Source organism: Ruegeria sp. AF5 (assembly GCF_056541905.1).
Genome location: NZ_JBQFYZ010000003.1, coordinates 250,378 through 266,378, shown reverse-complemented (window position 1 = coordinate 266,378; position 16,001 = coordinate 250,378). Strand labels below are relative to the sequence as shown.

Below are 16,001 nucleotides of genomic sequence, written 5' to 3'. Positions count from 1 at the left end.
ATCTTAAGTCCGCACCGCTGCAACAGACGGTCTCGGATAACAAACCCGAGACGGAATGCCGAAACAGGCCTGTTACAGGGCATCCGTGGGCGAATTGAAGAGGATGTAAAGCCCGACGCAGACCATGATATATGGGGCGATCCGATCCATACGGGCGACGCGTGGCCCAAGGCTTTTAGCCCGAGGTGCGCCCCAGGCGGCAACTACGACCAGAACTGAAGCGGCCAGTGCTGCGCCGATCAAGGCGGCAACACGGTATGAAGGGGCAGACTCCGCCAATAGCGGTGTCATGACTGCGAAACTGTCAATCGACAGGCTCAGGAACAGGGTAACCACCGATGTTACGGCCCCTTTTACCTCGGTTCCTTCAGAATTGGCCCCGAAAAACTGCCGCCAGATTCCGCGCGAACCAAAGGCCAGTGGTACAAGACCCAGAAACCCGATCCAAAACGGTGCGCCGCTCTGGTCAACACCCAATGCGACAGTCATGGCCAATGTCAGAACAATTGTCTGCGCGACGGCAAAGCCAATGATGGCGCGGCGTTGCTCAATCACCAATATCAAACCCAGTAGGACGGCGAAATTGTCCAGATTGGTGGATATCATGGCAACCCCGGCTGAAGCGGCGAACAGCGTGTGATCAAGCATGCTTAATCTGCATTCTGTCCAGCACAGCTCGTGCCGCCCGCAACCCCGGAGCTTCTCCTCCGCGCCCCAACCGTTCCATTGTCAGGTTCATCGCGAGTTGCTGAGCGTCAGGGGCATTGGTCACATCATGCAGGGCTTTGGCGATCTTGTCTGGCTGGCAATCGTTCAGCAGGCATTCAGGCACGGCGCGTGTTTCAGATACCAGATTGACCAATGTAACAGTGTCCAGCTTGACCATGCGTTCGGCCATTTTCTGGGTCAGCCAATTGAGTTTGTAGGCGATCACCATAGGTGTATTCTGCGCCGCCAGTTCCAAAGAAACCGTACCCGAAGCGGCCAGCGCGATACATGCCGTGCCAAAAGCCGCGCGTTTTTCGACCGTGGCTTGCCCGGCCCCCATTTGTCGCGGGTCGAGCACTATTGGTGCGCCCGGCCAGCTTTGCGTCAGAGCGTTGACCAGGTCAGTTGTCGCACCCACGGTTGGAACCACGACACGATAACTGGGATGGTCCGTCAAAAACAGCCGCAATGCCTCACCGAACGTGTCTGCCAGACGTTCGATCTCACCCCGGCGCGATCCGGGCAGAGCCAGCAGGACAGGTGCATCCCCTAGGTCGTACCTGCTCCGGAAGGCCGCAATCTCGGCCTGTGTTGCCGTCGGTTCGCTGGCAACAGGGTGGCCGACAAAGTCGCACTCCATCCCTGCCCGCTCCATGTATGGCGGCTCAAACGGAAGCAGTGCCAGCACATGGTCGATGACCTTTGCCATTTTGTCCGCTCGCCCCGGACGCCAGGCCCAGACACTGGGCGCGACGTAATGCACGGTGCGGATATCACTGGCGACTTTGACGATTTTGGCGACACGCAGGCTGAAATCGGGGCTGTCGATGGTGATCAGAACGTCCGGCCGCGTGTCCAACACTGCTTGCGCGGTCTCCGAGATTCGACGCTTGAGGTGGAAAAACTTCGGCAGAACCTCGATCAAACCCATCACCGAAAGTTCCGACATCGGAAACCGGCTGGTCAGCCCCTGAGCCGCCATCAATGGTCCGCCCACGCCGTCGAATTCAATATCGGGGATCAGTGTTTTCAGCCCCTCCATCAACGCGCCGCCCAGCCGGTCGCCCGAAGGTTCACCGGCGACCAGAAAGACGCGCATCAGACCGCCCGCTCGCGAATATACAGGAACAGCCCAAGGCGGTTACATTCGGCGATGACCTGTTCTTTGTCCAAAACCAACACACCGCCCTTTTCCAGAACGATGCCAGACAAGCCTGCCGCGACCGCATCCGTGACGGTATCTGGCCCGATGGCCGGCAGATCAGCACGCCGATCTTGATCGGGCTTTGGGCCTTTGAACAGTATGCCGCCCCCCGCGTCCGGGCGTTGCGTCAGGGATTGAAGCATCCAGGCGGTTCCAAAGATGCCTTCGATTGCCAACACCTGCCCTTTTGAGACTGCACAGGCCTGACCAATATCCACAGCCCCCATGGCCCGCAGAATTCCGGCAGCGCGGTCTGCATCTGCCATATCACTCTCGGATGGGTGCACATCAGTCAGACAGCCCAAAGGCGGCAACAGGCCAGGGGCGATTTCATGCGCGGCGCACACCCGCAATCCTGCGCCTTCCAACAGGCCAATGACAGCCCGCAATGCTCCGTCATCACCCGACAGCATGGCCTGCTGGATCACCGGAACCAATGGCATCGTCGCCGCGTCAATACGTTTAGGATCAACCTTCGGGCGCCGAACTGCGCCGGCCATACAAATCTCGGTCACGCCCTTCGCCTGAAGCCCGGCAATAAAACTGCCAAGCTGTTCAAGCGGAAACACGATATCTGCGACCAGATCATCCGGCAGGAACCCTTCCATCGCGCAGATCAGCGGACGTTCCGCCAGTTGGGCAACCAATTCGGTCGGCAGTGCCCCGGTTCCCGCAATCAACGCAAGCATGTTCCTATTTCCTCGGTGTCAGGAACGACCGATCGCTGTGTCCGGTGACAAAATCAACGATCCGCTGCACATAGTCGCTGTCGTTACCCTGACCAAGACGGTAGGCGCGATCCATGAATGTTCCATCGCCTTCAGACAGCTCCTTGAACGCGGCACGCAACGCCGAGATGTCTTCGCGCGAAACACCTTTACGCTTGAGACCCACGAGGTTCAGACCTTCAAGCTCACCCCGGGAGGCTTGTACCAAACCGTAGGGAATGACGTCCTTTGGCACCATGGTGAGCGCACCGATGATCGCCCCGCGACCAACACGCACCCACTGGTGCAGGCCCGAAATGCCACCGACGATCACATCATCCTCGACGATGCAGTGACCAGCTGCCCCTGCGTGGTTCACCATGATAACCCGGTTGCCGATCTGCACGTCATGGGCCACATGAACACCTGCCATCAGCAGGCAATCATCCCCGATCCGGGTTACACCGCCGCCACCTTCGGTCCCGGTATTGATCGTCACGTGCTCGCGAATGCGGTTGCGCTGACCGATTTCAAGGCGCGTGTTTTCACCGCCAAATTTCAGGTCCTGCGGAATCTCACCGATCACCGAAAAATTAAAGATCACGGTGTCTTCGCCAATCGATGTGTCACCGGTCACAACGACATGAGACTTCAGTTCGACCCGATCAGCCAGTTTTACATTGGCGCCCACATAGCTAAAAGGACCGATGACGCAATCCTGCCCGATCTGCGCCCCGTCTTCGATAATCGCGCTGGGGTGGATACCGCTCATGTTGTTTTTTCCATATCCCAATCGACATAGGCCGAGAATTCTGCCTCGGCGGCCACTTCACCTTCAACAGTTGCGCGGCCGTTGAATTTGAAAAGCTTGCCACCTTTCTTGCCGCGAACCGTTTCGACATGCATTTCCAGGACGTCGCCAGGAACAACTTTCCTGCGGAATTTGCATTTGTCGATGCTCATGAAATAGATCAGCAACTCGGTGTCGATGACATCCATACCCACGCCCAGCATTACGCCTGCTGTCTGCGCCATCGCCTCGACGATGGTAACACCCGGCATGATCGGTGTTCCCGGGAAGTGGCCCTGGAAATGCGGCTCGTTCATGGTGACGTTCTTGATACCTCGGGCTGATTGATAGCCAGAGATGTCCACCACCTTGTCGACCAGCAAAAACGGATAACGATGCGGCAGGATCCTTTGGATCAACTGAATATCGGCGCTTTTGGGTTCCGTTGTCATGATTCAGGTATCCCGTTCTGAATGTTTCTTTTTCAGCGTGGTTAGCAATACAGCCTCGCAAGGGCAAGCGAACCTATTCGCTTGTGTCCTTTTGCAACCCGCTGCCATCGCCAATTGCCGTGTTCACGCGGATTATCGCGGCCTCGGTGATATCTGACGTGCTTACAACGACATTGGAGCGTTCGATGATCACGCTGGCCCCGAATTCGCGTAGCAAATCAACAAGGATCGGGCGAACAATTTCAAAAAACGTTTGCTGCGCTTCCTCGCTACGACGTGCCAGCGCGTCCAGCTTTGCCCTTTGTCCGTCTCGATGGGACTGAACCTTGACATCGAACGCTTCGGCCAGCGGGCGAAACTCCTCCGCTGGCATGGTCGCACGCTTTTCGGTCAGGTCTTTTTCTTCTCGGCTGAGTTCCGCGACAATCCGTTCATTTTCTTCCGCAAGCATCGCGCTTTCTTTTTCGATCTCGCGCAATACACGTTGCCCAAATGCGGAATTCTTGAACAGCTGCTCACCGGACAACGTAACCACGCTGGCTTGCGGAACACCTAGCTGCTGCGCATCAGCCGAAGGGGCCTGAAACAGCATCATAAATGCACACAGGGCCCAAAGCGGGCCCTGTATCAAGGTAAAGAACCTGTTCGTCATCGCAGATCAGAACCGGGCCTGAATGGTCAGGTCAAAGTTCTGTTCCTTGTCGAACGTCTCCTTTTTCAGAGCCTTCGAGAAGTTGAACTGCAAAGGTCCAAACGGCGTTTCCCACAAGACCGAGATGCCGATTACGTGACGAATGGACCCGTCTGCACCAACGATATTTGCGCCAGCGGTGTTCACATCGTTGATGTTGTAAAGGTTTCCAACGTCATAGAACAGACCGCCCCGCAGGCCCAGTTCCTCGGGCAGACCCAAGGGGAAATCGGTTTCAAAACGCGCGACCCAGTAATAGTTGCCGCCGATGGCATCGTCCTGACCATTGGACAAATCACGCGGGCCAAGACCCGCAGGCTCAAAACCGCGGAAAGTACGAGGCCCCAACACAAAACGGTCGACGGTGCGGCTGAAGTCATTTCCACTCCAATTCAACGCACCCAGCTCCAATGTGGCCCGTAGTACCACTTCTTCATTCCAGACCCGCGTTTGAGCGATACCGCGCGCAGTGGTTTTGAAATACTTGTTATCACCGCCAAGGCCCGCCGCGTCGACGCCTACCTCGAACAGAACACCAGAATTCGGGTCCAGACCACCAATCCGGCTGTCATAAATGTAGGACAGTCCCAGTGAACTGGACGTCCGTTTGCCTTGTGCGATCTCGGATGCGATCACTGCGCCATTGGTCTGATTGCTTTGTTGCGTCATCTCGCTGCGGTCCCAGCCATAGCGCAGACGAAGAGCGGACAGTTCACCGATTGCATAGGTCAGCTGAGGTGTGAAGAACAACGAGCTCGTGTCGTAGCTGGCAAAGCCGGAATTGGTTGCCGACAGTCCCAGTCCAAGATCGAAACGCAGCTTTCGGCCCAGCAAATAGGGTTCGGTAAAGTTAATCGTGTACTGTTCTGAATCCTGTGCTGTCGAGATCGAAACACCAAGATTCTGACCGCGTCCCAGGAAGTTTGCCTCGTTCAGGCCGATTGCAATCCCGAAGCCGTCTGTGACCGAGTAGCTGCCGCCAAGGCTCAGCGAACCTGTAGGCTGTTCCTCGACATCCACATCCAGAATGACCTGGCTGGGTGACGATCCTTCCCGAGGCTCGACCTCCGCAACTGCAAAGAACCCAAGCGCATTGATGCGTTCCGCGGCCTGACGGATTTCACGCGGGTTGAAGGGGTCACCTTCTACAGTGTCAAACTGGCGGCGGATCACACGGTCCAGCGTGGTGGTGTTGCCTTCGATATCGATCCGTTCAACAAAAATCCGCGGACCTTTCGTCAGAACAAATTCAATGTCCAGGGTAAGATCACGGTCATTGCGCGTCACACGCGGTTCAACCCGCAGGAAATCGACACCCTGTTTCAACCCAAGGCGTTCTTGCCGCGCGATCGAGTTTTCCACCAGCGTCGGCGTATACGTCACGCCCGGTTTGATTTTCAGCACATCCTGATAAGGCGCTGCATCAACGCCGGCGATTTCACTAACCGTCGTGATCTTTCCAAACGAGAACTTCTGACCTTCGGTGACGTTCATCACCAGAAAGAACGCATCCCGTTCGCGGGTAAATTCGACGTTGGCGCTGTTCACACGGAAATCGATATAGCCCCGCGAAAGGTAGAAATCGCGAATGACCTGTTTGTCGAATTCAATGCGGTCGCCGATAAACGTGTCGTTGCGGAAGAATGTCCGCAGGAAGGTTGCCTGCTTGGTTTCCAGAACCCGGCGCAACCGGCGGTCCGAATAGGCGCGGTTGCCGACAAAGCTGACGCGCTCGACCTCAATGGTCGTGCCTTCTGCCACTTCAAAGACCAGATCAACCCGGTTGTCGCTGCGACGGATAATGCGAGGAATAACGGTTGCCGCGACGCGACCCTGGGCGGAATACACTTCGGCAATGGTGTCGGCGTCTGCTTCGGCCGCCTGTGGCGTAAAGACCCGGCGGGGTTGCGACGAGATCACGTCCAGAAGAACGTCGTCTTTGACGCGAGCGTTCCCTTCGATGCTGATCTGGTTGATCGTTGGATATTCCTGGACCTGAATGACCAGAGTCGTGCCGCGCGGCGTCAGTTCAACTGTCTCAAATACACCACTGTCAAGCAAACGCTGATAGGCATCATTAAGCTGCCCGGCAGTTACAGTCTGGCCCGGTTCGATTCCGGTCCGAGCGATAATTGTTCCGGTTTCGATCCGGCGGTTCCCCTCAACATCGAACGAGTTGATTGTGTAGTTTTGCGCCGATGCCGCATGCGGAAACGCCAGTAAACTTACCGCAACAAAAAGGAAAAAAACCGTTAGCGCCTGCCACAAAATATTGTTTGTCGGCATATGCCCCCCGCAGGATGTGCCTGCGTCTCGCCTGTCAGTCATTTTATGCTCTACCCAGAATTTTGAGACTTTAATGCTGAGTAACGGGATTGAATGAGCTTGTCAAAAGGCGATATCGAAGCAGTTAGGCAGACGGCTTCGCGACAACAGACCTACGATTTTCCCGAGAATCACATTCCCGCCAGATAGGCGGCCCCAGCCATCGCCAACGCTGTAACGGCAAAACTCAACATAACATCCCAATTCAACATGAAGAGGAAGCTAAAGCTTTGATACGATTTTTTCAGCGTTTTGGACATGACTGTTCCCTTTAGACGGGAATATTGTAGCGCTGAAATATGGCGGTAATGCGGCTGGAATCTGCTCCAGCCGCCACATTCAGCAGAACAGGTCGTTGCTGACCGAAAACAGCATCAGGGTCAGAATGATCGAAATTCCAATGCCCATGAGTATGCGCATCGCCCGGTCGCTGGGCGGTTTCCCGGCAATGGCCTCGTAGGCGTAGAAGACGAGATGTCCGCCATCCAGCGCCGGAATGGGAAACAGGTTCAACAACCCGACCGCCGTCGACAGGACAGCAATGAAGAAGATAAAATTCTGTGCCCCCTGGCTGGCCATCGCCCCCGAGGTTTCGGCAATTCCGATTGGCCCCGAGATGTTGCAGGTGCTGATTGCACCCGTCACCATGTGCCACATGCCGGATAAGGACCCTTCGATGATGCGTCCAGTCTGGATGACACCGCCCTTTAGGGAATCGAAAAGACCAGCCGGTACGGTTGCAGGCTCAAGCATCATGCCGCCGACGATTCCGATGCGCCAATGGGTGACAAAACCACCATCAGGCTGCGGTTCATCCGTGCGCCGGGGCGCCAGGGCAAATTCCAACTCGGACCCATCCCGCCAGACTTCAAGCAGCAAGACGCGGCCGTCCGATCCTTCGACATGATCCTTTAGCTGTTCGAAGGCAAAGATCGGTTCACCATTGACCGAGGTGATGACATCCCCTTGCTTCAGTTGGATATCCATAGCCGCGCTACGCGGAGCAACCTGACGGATCAGCGGCGGAAGCATCCAGGGGGCCTGAACCTCAAGGGGTTGGCCATCGCGGATCACGGAATAATCCAGAACCGGTTGAACAGGCAGCTGATCGATGAACTCCTTCCATGCGACTTCTTCGTCATAGTCCGGTGTCGGACGACCGGCGATAGCCGTAATCACATCTCCCTCGCGCAATTCCTGCACGGTGCCTGGCAAAGGCTGCAACGCGCCAACGGTCAGGGGTTCACGCGACACGCCCTGTGACCAGAAGATCAGGCCAAAAACCAGAATGGACATGGCGAAATTAAAGACCGGGCCAGCCGCGACAGTTGCTGCCCGTGCCCATAGCGGGGCGCCGTGCATGGTGCGGCGCAACTCCTCAGGATTTTGGGTCGCGATGTCTTCCATCGCCTCTTCATCCTTGCCCGAGGCCGCATTGGCATCGCCCAGAAATTTCACGTATCCACCAAAAGGCAACGCTGCGATCTGCCACTTGGTTCCGCGTTTATCTTTGCGGCTCCAGAGCACCGGCCCAAACCCGAGTGAAAAGACTTCGGCATGGATACCAGACCACCGGCCCACAATGTAATGGCCATATTCATGCACGGCCACAATGACCGACAGCGCAATAACAAAGGCAACAATCGTCCACAGCAGATTGCCGAATTGCGGGATCAGCGAAAGTACGTCCAAATTTCTATCCTGCTCGTTCCATCACAGTGTTATCGACCCACTGACGTGCCAGATGGTCGGTTTGCTGCACGTTATCAAGTGTCATCGGGGCATCAATAAGGCCACCCGTTGCGTCAAACCTGTCCAATACGGCAGAAACGGTATCCGCCATATCAAGAAAGCCGATCCGGCCCGCAATGAAGTGATCCAGCGCGCGTTCCTTGGCGGCATTGAATACTGCGCCAGCCAGCCCACCACGCTGCATCACGTCCCAGGCGAGTTTCAGGGCTGGATAGCGTGTCAGATCCGGTTCGTTAAAGCGCAGCTGTCCCAGCTTTGCGAGGTCCAGCCGCTGAACCGGCAGCTCCTGCCTGTCGGGCCAGTGCAACGCATACCCAATGGCGTGGCGCATATCGGGGGCGCCCATATGTGCCATCATCGCGCCATCCCGAAACCCGACCATTGCATGGACAATGGATTCGGGATGAACCAAAACTTCGATCTGATCCGGGGAAACTCCGAAATATTCTTTTGTTTCTATGACTTCCAGCGCCTTGTTGAACATCGAGGCACTGTCGATTGTGATCCGCTGGCCCATATCCCAATTCGGATGGCTGGACGCTTGTTCGACGGTGGCGTTTGCCAAATCCTTCAGCGGCCAATCGCGGAACGCTCCGCCACTTGCGGTGATAATCACCCTCTCGACAGCGTCGATATCTTCACCAACCAATGCCTGAAACACCGCCGAATGTTCACTGTCGACAGGAAGCAAACGCGCGCCATGGTTTTTTGCAGTGTCCAGAACCAATGATCCTGCGCAGACCAATGTTTCCTTGTTGGCCAAGGCCAGTGTTGTTCCTTGTTTCAGGGCTTCGATCCCAGGCGCAAGGCCCGCTGCTCCGACGATGGCTGACATGACCCAGTCCGCCGGGCGCGCTGCGGCCTCGGCGATCGCACGCGGCCCGGCCGCCGCTTCGACCCCACTTCCGGCCAGTGCGGCACGCAAATCCTCCAACCTGTCTTCGTGTGCCGTGACAGCCAGATCAGCGCGCAACCGACGAGCGTCATCGGCAAGTTGTCGAATATTTGCGCCGCCTGTAAGGGCCACCACATCATAGTCTTCGGGTTTACGCGAAATCAGATCAAGCGTGTTTTGCCCGATCGAACCCGTGGCCCCAAGAACGGAAATCCGTCGCATTACATCTCACCCGGCGTGTACAAAAGCCCTGCGATCAGAACAAACACCGCAGCCCCCATCATGCCGTCGAACCGATCCAGAAAGCCGCCATGGCCGGGGATCAGATTTGAACTGTCCTTGACCCCGAATTTACGTTTGATCGCGCTTTCGATTATGTCACCCGCCTGACTGGCCATTGATGCGAGAACGGAAACAACAACAAAGGCAAACCCGAAACCCGCGTGGCTTGCGAAGACGATACCGACACAGGCCGCGGCAGCCCATCCGCCTGCCGTTCCCGACCATGTTTTCTTGGGGCTGACCTTTGGCCAGAACTTGGGTCCACCGACCATTTTACCCACAAAATAGCCCGCCACATCGGTGGCAACCACCACCGCGATCAGCCAGACCATCCAGCCAAAACCCGAGTTTTCGCGAATGGAAATGAAACCCAGACCAGCCGCAACAATCCAGACCGCGAACATTCCGTACAGGGGTTTCGAGCGGCTGATCTGTCCCATACCCACCAAAGCCGGCGCAAGCACGACCGGGAGCGTGTACAGCGCTGGCAGGTGGTAGCTGAGGATAACGGCAAACGCAGTCAGAACGCCCAACTGGACGGCCACACCCTGGCTTTCAGGGTCAATCATCCGAACCAGTTCCCAGGTCATCAGGCCACAAGCAGCCGCAATGAAGACCTCGAACCAGAGACCGCCAAGCCAGACTTCGATGGCCCCTATTGCAACCAGAACGGCGGCAGAAAGGACCCGGCTCGTCAGATCAGACCACCGGCCATCACTCATGCCAGAACCGCCCCGTACCGACGCTCTCTGGCCCCATAGTTGCGACAAAGCCTTTCGAGTTCTGCGGCAGTGAAATCCGGCCACAAGGTATCTATGAATTCGTACTCGGAATAGGCGGACTGCCACAGCAGAAAGTTCGAAATCCGTGCTTCTCCACTGGTGCGAATGACAAGGTCAGGATCCGGAAGAACGCGCGTGTCCAGGTACTTAGGTAACGTTTCTTCATCCACATCCTCGGGTTTAAGCCGCCCGTCGGCCACATCCCGCGCGAGACGTTTGGTGGCGCGCGCCACCTCGTCCCGACCGCCATAGTTCAGGGCGACCGTCAGATGAACAAGGTCGTTGTCCTTGGTTTCCTCTTCCAGTGAATCCATCAATTCGATCAGTTTCGAATCCAACCGTACCCGATCACCTATGAACCGAACCCGGATGCCATTGTCCGCCAGGGTCCGTGTCTCCTTGATGATGTAGCGCCGAAACAGGCTCATCAACCCGGCTACCTCAACCTGCGTTCGTTTCCAGTTCTCGGTCGAGAATGCAAACACTGTCAGATACTTGATCCCCAGATGCGGGCAGGCCTCGACAACCTCGCGAACACGCCGCGCACCGGCATGGTGCCCAAACAACCTGGGGCGACCACGCGCCTGCGCCCAACGGCCATTGCCATCCATGATGATAGCGACATGGCGCGGGCCGCAGACCGGATCGGTTTGGGGATCTTTCGGCATCAGACCAGATCAGACCTGCATGATTTCAGTTTGCTTGGTTTCAAGCGCCGCATCGACCGCCTTGATCATCGCATCCGTGAGATCCTGCACTTCGCTTTCCCAAAGCTTCTGGTCGTCTTCAGACATACCATCCGCTTTTGCCTTCTTGATCTGATCCATGCCGTCCCGGCGCACATTGCGGATCGCGATCCGGGCGCTTTCCGCATATTGGCCAGCGACCTTGCCCAGTTCACGGCGACGCTCTTCGTTCAACTCGGGAATCGGCAGCATTATGATTGTGCCGTTCAGCTGTGGGTTGATGCCCAATCCGCTTTCGCGAATGGCCTTTTCAACCTTTCCTACCAATGACTTATCCCACACATTTATAGTGACCATGCGCGGCTCTGGCACGTTGACGGTGCCCACCTGGTTGATCGGTGTCATCGAGCCATACGCGTCGACCATGACAGGTTCCAGCATCGAGGCCGAGGCGCGCCCGGTTCTCAGCGAGGCAAATTCGGTTCTCAGATTGGCCATTGCGCCATCCATACGGCGTTTCAGGTCATCGGTGTCCAGTTCGAAGTCGTCAGACATGCTGCTCACTCCCCGTATTCAGGTACTCTTTGGATGGGTCTTACGCCATCACATTTGGGATGTATAGCAATCATGAGGCGGTTTTGTACCAATGGCCAGAGGTGTTGCGATCATTTTGTACCAAACACGCCTTCGCAAAACCCGACACGGCATCGTATCGGGTTTAGGCTGTCATCTGCGCTCAGGCATTCACATCGACAACAACGCGCCCTTTGACCTGCCCTTTCAGGATATCGGCACCCAGTTGCGGAAGATCAGACAAGGCCGCCGGTTGAACCATCGACTCAAGCTTGTCCATGGGCAGGTCGGTGGCGATTCTTTTCCAGGCACGAACCCGGTTTTCATAGGGCTGCATCACGCTGTCGATGCCCAAAAGATTCACACCGCGCAGCAGGAAGGGAATCACCGTTGCAGGCAACGCCGCACCGCCCGCCAGACCCACGGCCGCGACCGAGCAGCCGTATTTCATTTGCCCAAGCACACGCGCCAGCATCGCACCGCCCACGGCATCCACGCAGCCTGCCCAGGTTTCACTTTCCAACGGGCGCTTGGTAGTCTCATTCAGCTCATCACGGGGCACTATTGTCGTTGCACCCAGCGATTTCAGATAATCTCCGGTTTCGGGTCGCCCGGTCACGGCAGCCACCTGATAGCCGAGATGACCCAGAATGGCAGTGGCCACCGACCCGACACCACCGGCCGCCCCGGTTACCAGAACCGGGCCGCGATCGGGGGTCAGCCCGTGATCCTCCAACGCCATCACGGACAGCATCGCGGTAAACCCGGCGGTACCAACAGCCATCGCCTGCCGGGTATCAAGCCCATCCGGCAGAGGAACCAGCCAGTCCGCCTTGGCACTGGCTTTCTGCGAATAACCACCCCAATGCGCCTCGCCTACCCGCCACCCGGTCAGAACAACCTTGTCACCCGGCTTGTAACGCGCATCGGTCGATGCCTCGACAGTACCGGCATAATCAATTCCGGGGACATGCGGATACGCCCGCACCAAACCGCCCCCCTTGGGGGACAGACACAGACCGTCCTTGTAGTTCACTGTGGAATATTCAACCGCGACCGTGACGTCGCCATGCGGCAGATCATCCAGCGTAAGCTGCCTGACCGACGCGCTCGCCAAACCGCTTTCTTCGTCCTTGTCCATCACAAGTGCATTGAACATCTCTCAATTCCTTTCGTGTTTCTGTAACCGGCCCGCTGCTTCACCTGGCCCCAAATATCCCGGGGGAGTCGCGCAGCGACGGGGGCAGCGCCCCCAAAACCCCCCTTTAAATCCAGAAATGCGACTGCACGGTCGCGCGGCGCATCCCATCTGGCGTTTCCACGTCCAGCTCCGTTCCCGCATCCCAATGGCTCAGGCGTACCATGCCAATGGCTACGTTGGTGTTGAAATCGGGTGACCACGCGGCCGAGGTCACCTGCCCCACACGCTTGCCGTCGCCGTAAAGGTCCCATGGACGGTCGCAGCCAGGCACCGGATCGCCCGCAATGGCGATGGGGCGGATTTGCTGAACGGGCCCCTCCTTGGCCACACGCAGCAACGCGTCCCTGCCGATACAGCCAATCGCGGTATGTGTGTTGCAGAACTTGCCCAGACCGCACTCATGCGGGGTGTTGTCGTCGGTCATGTCATTGCCATAGGACAGCAGACCGCCTTCAATCCGTTCGATCAGGTTCGGGCATCCGGCGCGCACCTGCAAATCTTCCCCTGCCGCAAACAGAGCGTTCCACAGGGGCATGCCGATATCGCTGCCTTCCACATAAATCTCGAACCCGCCCTGTTTGGAATAACCGGATCGCGCCACAGCCAGATCGCGACCTTCAAACTGGAACATATCGAATTTGAAGAACCGGATGTCGCGCACCCGGTCGCCAAAGACACGCGCCATCAGATCGTCAGCTTTGGGACCCTGAACAGCAAGAGGTGACACATCCGGTTCGTCCACCAGCACATCCAGACGATATCCAACGGCGATTCCCTTGACCCACAACAACAGATCGCTGTCAGCGATTGAAATCCACCAGCGGTCTTCGGACAGTTTTACCGCAACCGGGTCATTCAGCATACCGCCGGTTTCATCCACGATGGGGACATAGAAACATTGCCCCGGCAGCATTCCCCGCAAATCGCGCGGGGTCAGCATCTGCATCAGGCGCGCGGCGTCCGGTCCGCGCAGCTCGATCTGCCGCTCGCACGCGACATCCCAGACCTGCACATGGGATTTCAGATGCCGGTAATCGGCTTCGACGCTTTCGAAGACCGTGGGCAACAGCATACGGTTATAAACCGTGTATCCTTTGACCCCTGCGGCCTCGACCCCTTCTGAAAACGGTGTGCGCCGCAAGCGGCGAGAGGCGGAAATCTGCGGCATTCAAACCTCCTTGGGCATAAAGACGATATCGCTGACGGGCGCTTGCGACCCAACTTCGGTCAGCATCTTGCGCATTTGACCCCGGTGGTGGGTCTGATGGTTGAAGAAATGGATCACATAGTTTTCGTAAGGCATTGTGACATCGACCTCTTTTACGACTAAGCAACAGGAGATTGGCCCGATAAACAGGTCAGTTCCTGATGCGACAGCTAATGCAGAAACTCGGCCAACTGCGAGTTTTGCCAGTGTTTTTGGCGCGCCACATCTTGCGCAAACGCGCCTGTGATCATCATTTGGGCCCGTGCCAATCAATCGGGCAAATCTCAGCGGACTTGCCGCCAAAATCCCAAACGCGCCCGTAGTCGCGCACTTTCGACTTGGTGCCACGCGCCACGATGATGTCAGGACCCATCCAGTATTTTGAGTTTGAAACCATCACGGGATGCTCGGGGTCTTTGCCTGCCAGCATCTCGATCTCACCCTGAATCTTGCGACCTATCATGATGCGACGTTTGGTGCCGTCACGCTCGATCTGAACCGGCGCCCGTTCGGCCCCGATGATTTCACTGACGAGCATGGTGAACAGACCGGTGGTGCCGCCCGCCTGCCCGCTGAAGATTTGCAGCAGCCCGTTATAGGCTTTGCCGCTGGCGCGTTCATCTACGTAAGCCGCCACTTTCCACTGGCCTTCACCCATCCGGCCGGGAATATCGACCAGCAGGCCGACATTCAGACCCGACAGGTCCTCGCCCTCGTAATGGCCCTCATCAACGATAATACCCATCCAGGCATGACAATGCCCTTCGGTCGGAGGGTGCGCGCCCAGTGAAACGACGCAGGGACAGAACACATCGCACGAGCAGTTCAGGATCAACTCCCCCTTGATGGCCCAGTCCGTCGGGCTCATCTCGCGCCGCTTGGGATTGGGCATCCGGCTGTCGATACGCTGGCTGACGGGCAACCGGTCGGCATCTGGTTTTCTGTTCTTAGCCATTGGCTTATCCTCCGTAGCTAATAGGGTAGACGAGCAGGAAAAGACCGCCCGCAATCAATGCAACTCCCACCGGTCGGGTTACAGCATGCCCGATCTGGGGAAGTTTTTCCAAAACCATGAACAGGGTCGCAAGACCCATCCACAACAGGCTCATGACGCCGCCTACAAAACCCAGCGCCATGAAACCCCAGCAGCATCCGACGCAGAAGGTACCAAGGCCCAGTCCCATGCGAACGCCGCCCGCAAATCCGGTTTTCCAATGGCCCAGGAAATAGGTCATCGGGGCGTGGCACACGCCATGGCAGACCTCTTTGGCGCGCGAGAACTGAAACGCGCCAACCGCGATCATCAACCCGCCCGCAACCCAGCCGGATCTGGCAATGCCCAGCATGTCGATCACGCCACCAAACAGCAAAGCCAGTTGCGTTCCCGCGATCACAGCCGCAAACCCGACCCAAACCAAGGAATACCCTGCAAGCACACCCAGCCACCCGGCACGGGTGCCATTGGCACTGCGGATCAGGTCGTCATAACTGCGCAGGGTTGGCACAAGCGTCGGCAGCATCATGGCGGCCATCATGATCGCCCACATCCAGAACAGCGTGCCAAACTCGGCCATCGGCATGTACATGTCCATGCGCGGGTCCATCGCAGCCATCGCCTGCCCCATAGGCCCCGGACGACCGATCAGGTCCAAGTCCATGTCGCGGCCCATCGCGAACATGACCCACCATGCCCACAGGATCAGGACATAAAAGCCCAGCCACATTCCGCTGCGCAGCCAAGTACGA

Annotated in this window: 18 protein-coding genes; all 18 read right to left on the bottom strand. The window is 57.2% G+C overall.

What is annotated here, in order from left to right; genetic code table 11:
* Positions 1 to 72: 72 nt before the first annotated feature.
* On the bottom strand, positions 73 to 648 hold the full coding sequence (locus ACR0DS_RS07530; protein WP_480558436.1) for a hypothetical protein: 576 nt from the start codon (positions 646 to 648) through the stop codon (positions 73 to 75).
* Complete coding sequence (lpxB, locus tag ACR0DS_RS07525; RefSeq protein ID WP_480558438.1) at positions 641 to 1,807, bottom strand: lipid-A-disaccharide synthase; 1,167 nt, start codon at positions 1,805 to 1,807, stop codon at positions 641 to 643. Before lpxB ends, ACR0DS_RS07530 begins: the two co-directional genes overlap by 8 nt.
* Positions 1,807 to 2,601 carry an LpxI family protein gene (locus ACR0DS_RS07520; protein ID WP_480558440.1) on the bottom strand — a complete coding sequence of 265 codons (795 nt, stop codon included), beginning with the start codon at positions 2,599 to 2,601 and terminating at the stop codon, positions 1,807 to 1,809. The genes lpxB and ACR0DS_RS07520 overlap by 1 nt, the downstream gene beginning before the upstream one ends.
* Positions 2,602 to 2,605: 4 nt before the next feature.
* Positions 2,606 to 3,391, bottom strand: a complete 786-nt coding sequence (lpxA, locus tag ACR0DS_RS07515; protein WP_480558442.1) for an acyl-ACP--UDP-N-acetylglucosamine O-acyltransferase — start codon at positions 3,389 to 3,391, stop codon at positions 2,606 to 2,608.
* Positions 3,388 to 3,861 carry a 3-hydroxyacyl-ACP dehydratase FabZ gene (gene fabZ / locus ACR0DS_RS07510; protein WP_480558444.1) on the bottom strand — a complete coding sequence of 158 codons (474 nt, stop codon included), beginning with the start codon at positions 3,859 to 3,861 and terminating at the stop codon, positions 3,388 to 3,390. The genes lpxA and fabZ overlap by 4 nt, the downstream gene beginning before the upstream one ends.
* Before the next feature lie 73 nt (positions 3,862 to 3,934).
* Complete coding sequence (locus ACR0DS_RS07505; RefSeq protein WP_480616718.1) at positions 3,935 to 4,513, bottom strand: OmpH/Skp family outer membrane protein; 579 nt, start codon at positions 4,511 to 4,513, stop codon at positions 3,935 to 3,937.
* Positions 4,514 to 4,519: 6 nt separating this feature from the next.
* Positions 4,520 to 6,880, bottom strand: a complete 2,361-nt coding sequence (bamA, locus tag ACR0DS_RS07500; protein ID WP_267364733.1) for an outer membrane protein assembly factor BamA — start codon at positions 6,878 to 6,880, stop codon at positions 4,520 to 4,522.
* A 128-nt stretch (positions 6,881 to 7,008) separates the two neighbouring features.
* Positions 7,009 to 7,137, bottom strand: a complete 129-nt coding sequence (locus tag ACR0DS_RS07495; protein ID WP_267364732.1) for a hypothetical protein — start codon at positions 7,135 to 7,137, stop codon at positions 7,009 to 7,011.
* 79 nt (positions 7,138 to 7,216) lie between these two features.
* A complete protein-coding gene (rseP, locus tag ACR0DS_RS07490; protein WP_480558446.1) occupies positions 7,217 to 8,569 on the bottom strand; it encodes an RIP metalloprotease RseP in 1,353 nt (450 codons plus the stop codon).
* Positions 8,570 to 8,573: 4 nt separating this feature from the next.
* On the bottom strand, positions 8,574 to 9,746 hold the full coding sequence (dxr, locus tag ACR0DS_RS07485; protein WP_480481030.1) for a 1-deoxy-D-xylulose-5-phosphate reductoisomerase: 1,173 nt from the start codon (positions 9,744 to 9,746) through the stop codon (positions 8,574 to 8,576).
* Complete coding sequence (locus ACR0DS_RS07480) at positions 9,746 to 10,528, bottom strand: phosphatidate cytidylyltransferase (RefSeq protein WP_480481032.1); 783 nt, start codon at positions 10,526 to 10,528, stop codon at positions 9,746 to 9,748. The genes dxr and ACR0DS_RS07480 overlap by 1 nt, the downstream gene beginning before the upstream one ends.
* Positions 10,525 to 11,256, bottom strand: a complete 732-nt coding sequence (locus tag ACR0DS_RS07475; RefSeq protein ID WP_480472659.1) for an isoprenyl transferase — start codon at positions 11,254 to 11,256, stop codon at positions 10,525 to 10,527. Before ACR0DS_RS07475 ends, ACR0DS_RS07480 begins: the two co-directional genes overlap by 4 nt.
* A gap of 9 nt (positions 11,257 to 11,265) precedes the next feature.
* Positions 11,266 to 11,829, bottom strand: a complete 564-nt coding sequence (frr, locus tag ACR0DS_RS07470) for a ribosome recycling factor (protein ID WP_480481034.1) — start codon at positions 11,827 to 11,829, stop codon at positions 11,266 to 11,268.
* Between the two features lie 181 nt (positions 11,830 to 12,010).
* Complete coding sequence (gene acuI, locus ACR0DS_RS07465; protein WP_480558448.1) at positions 12,011 to 13,006, bottom strand: acryloyl-CoA reductase; 996 nt, start codon at positions 13,004 to 13,006, stop codon at positions 12,011 to 12,013.
* A 106-nt stretch (positions 13,007 to 13,112) separates the two neighbouring features.
* On the bottom strand, positions 13,113 to 14,216 hold the full coding sequence (locus tag ACR0DS_RS07460) for a dimethylsulfoniopropionate demethylase (protein WP_480558450.1): 1,104 nt from the start codon (positions 14,214 to 14,216) through the stop codon (positions 13,113 to 13,115).
* Positions 14,217 to 14,351 (bottom strand): DinB family protein, encoded by a 135-nt coding sequence (locus ACR0DS_RS07455; protein ID WP_480505256.1) that lies wholly within the window; start codon positions 14,349 to 14,351, stop codon positions 14,217 to 14,219.
* 154 nt (positions 14,352 to 14,505) lie between these two features.
* A complete protein-coding gene (locus tag ACR0DS_RS07450; RefSeq protein WP_209596177.1) occupies positions 14,506 to 15,210 on the bottom strand; it encodes a DUF1326 domain-containing protein in 705 nt (234 codons plus the stop codon).
* Positions 15,211 to 15,214: 4 nt separating this feature from the next.
* A complete protein-coding gene (locus tag ACR0DS_RS07445; protein ID WP_480558671.1) occupies positions 15,215 to 15,979 on the bottom strand; it encodes a DUF2182 domain-containing protein in 765 nt (254 codons plus the stop codon).
* Positions 15,980 to 16,001 lie beyond the last annotated feature (22 nt).

Excerpts from the sequence above, each read along its gene's own strand:
- dxr (WP_480481030.1), bottom strand. The coding sequence starts at position 9,746 with ATGCGACGGATTTCCGTTCTTGGGGCCACGGGTTCGATCGGGCAAAAC.
- ACR0DS_RS07450 (WP_209596177.1), bottom strand. The coding sequence starts at position 15,210 with ATGGCTAAGAACAGAAAACCAGATGCCGACCGGTTGCCCGTCAGCCAG.
- ACR0DS_RS07505 (WP_480616718.1), bottom strand. The coding sequence starts at position 4,513 with ATGACGAACAGGTTCTTTACCTTGATACAGGGCCCGCTTTGGGCCCTG.
- bamA (WP_267364733.1), bottom strand. The coding sequence starts at position 6,880 with ATGACTGACAGGCGAGACGCAGGCACATCCTGCGGGGGGCATATGCCG.
- ACR0DS_RS07480 (WP_480481032.1), bottom strand. The coding sequence starts at position 10,528 with ATGAGTGATGGCCGGTGGTCTGATCTGACGAGCCGGGTCCTTTCTGCC.
- lpxB (WP_480558438.1), bottom strand. The coding sequence starts at position 1,807 with ATGCGCGTCTTTCTGGTCGCCGGTGAACCTTCGGGCGACCGGCTGGGC.
- lpxA (WP_480558442.1), bottom strand. The coding sequence starts at position 3,391 with ATGAGCGGTATCCACCCCAGCGCGATTATCGAAGACGGGGCGCAGATC.
- ACR0DS_RS07455 (WP_480505256.1), bottom strand. The coding sequence starts at position 14,351 with ATGCCTTACGAAAACTATGTGATCCATTTCTTCAACCATCAGACCCAC.
- fabZ (WP_480558444.1), bottom strand. The coding sequence starts at position 3,861 with ATGACAACGGAACCCAAAAGCGCCGATATTCAGTTGATCCAAAGGATC.
- ACR0DS_RS07520 (WP_480558440.1), bottom strand. The coding sequence starts at position 2,601 with ATGCTTGCGTTGATTGCGGGAACCGGGGCACTGCCGACCGAATTGGTT.
- ACR0DS_RS07460 (WP_480558450.1), bottom strand. The coding sequence starts at position 14,216 with ATGCCGCAGATTTCCGCCTCTCGCCGCTTGCGGCGCACACCGTTTTCA.
- ACR0DS_RS07495 (WP_267364732.1), bottom strand. The coding sequence starts at position 7,137 with ATGTCCAAAACGCTGAAAAAATCGTATCAAAGCTTTAGCTTCCTCTTC.
- ACR0DS_RS07445 (WP_480558671.1), bottom strand. The coding sequence starts at position 15,979 with ATGTGGCTGGGCTTTTATGTCCTGATCCTGTGGGCATGGTGGGTCATG.
- ACR0DS_RS07475 (WP_480472659.1), bottom strand. The coding sequence starts at position 11,256 with ATGCCGAAAGATCCCCAAACCGATCCGGTCTGCGGCCCGCGCCATGTC.
- acuI (WP_480558448.1), bottom strand. The coding sequence starts at position 13,006 with ATGTTCAATGCACTTGTGATGGACAAGGACGAAGAAAGCGGTTTGGCG.
- frr (WP_480481034.1), bottom strand. The coding sequence starts at position 11,829 with ATGTCTGACGACTTCGAACTGGACACCGATGACCTGAAACGCCGTATG.
- ACR0DS_RS07530 (WP_480558436.1), bottom strand. The coding sequence starts at position 648 with ATGCTTGATCACACGCTGTTCGCCGCTTCAGCCGGGGTTGCCATGATA.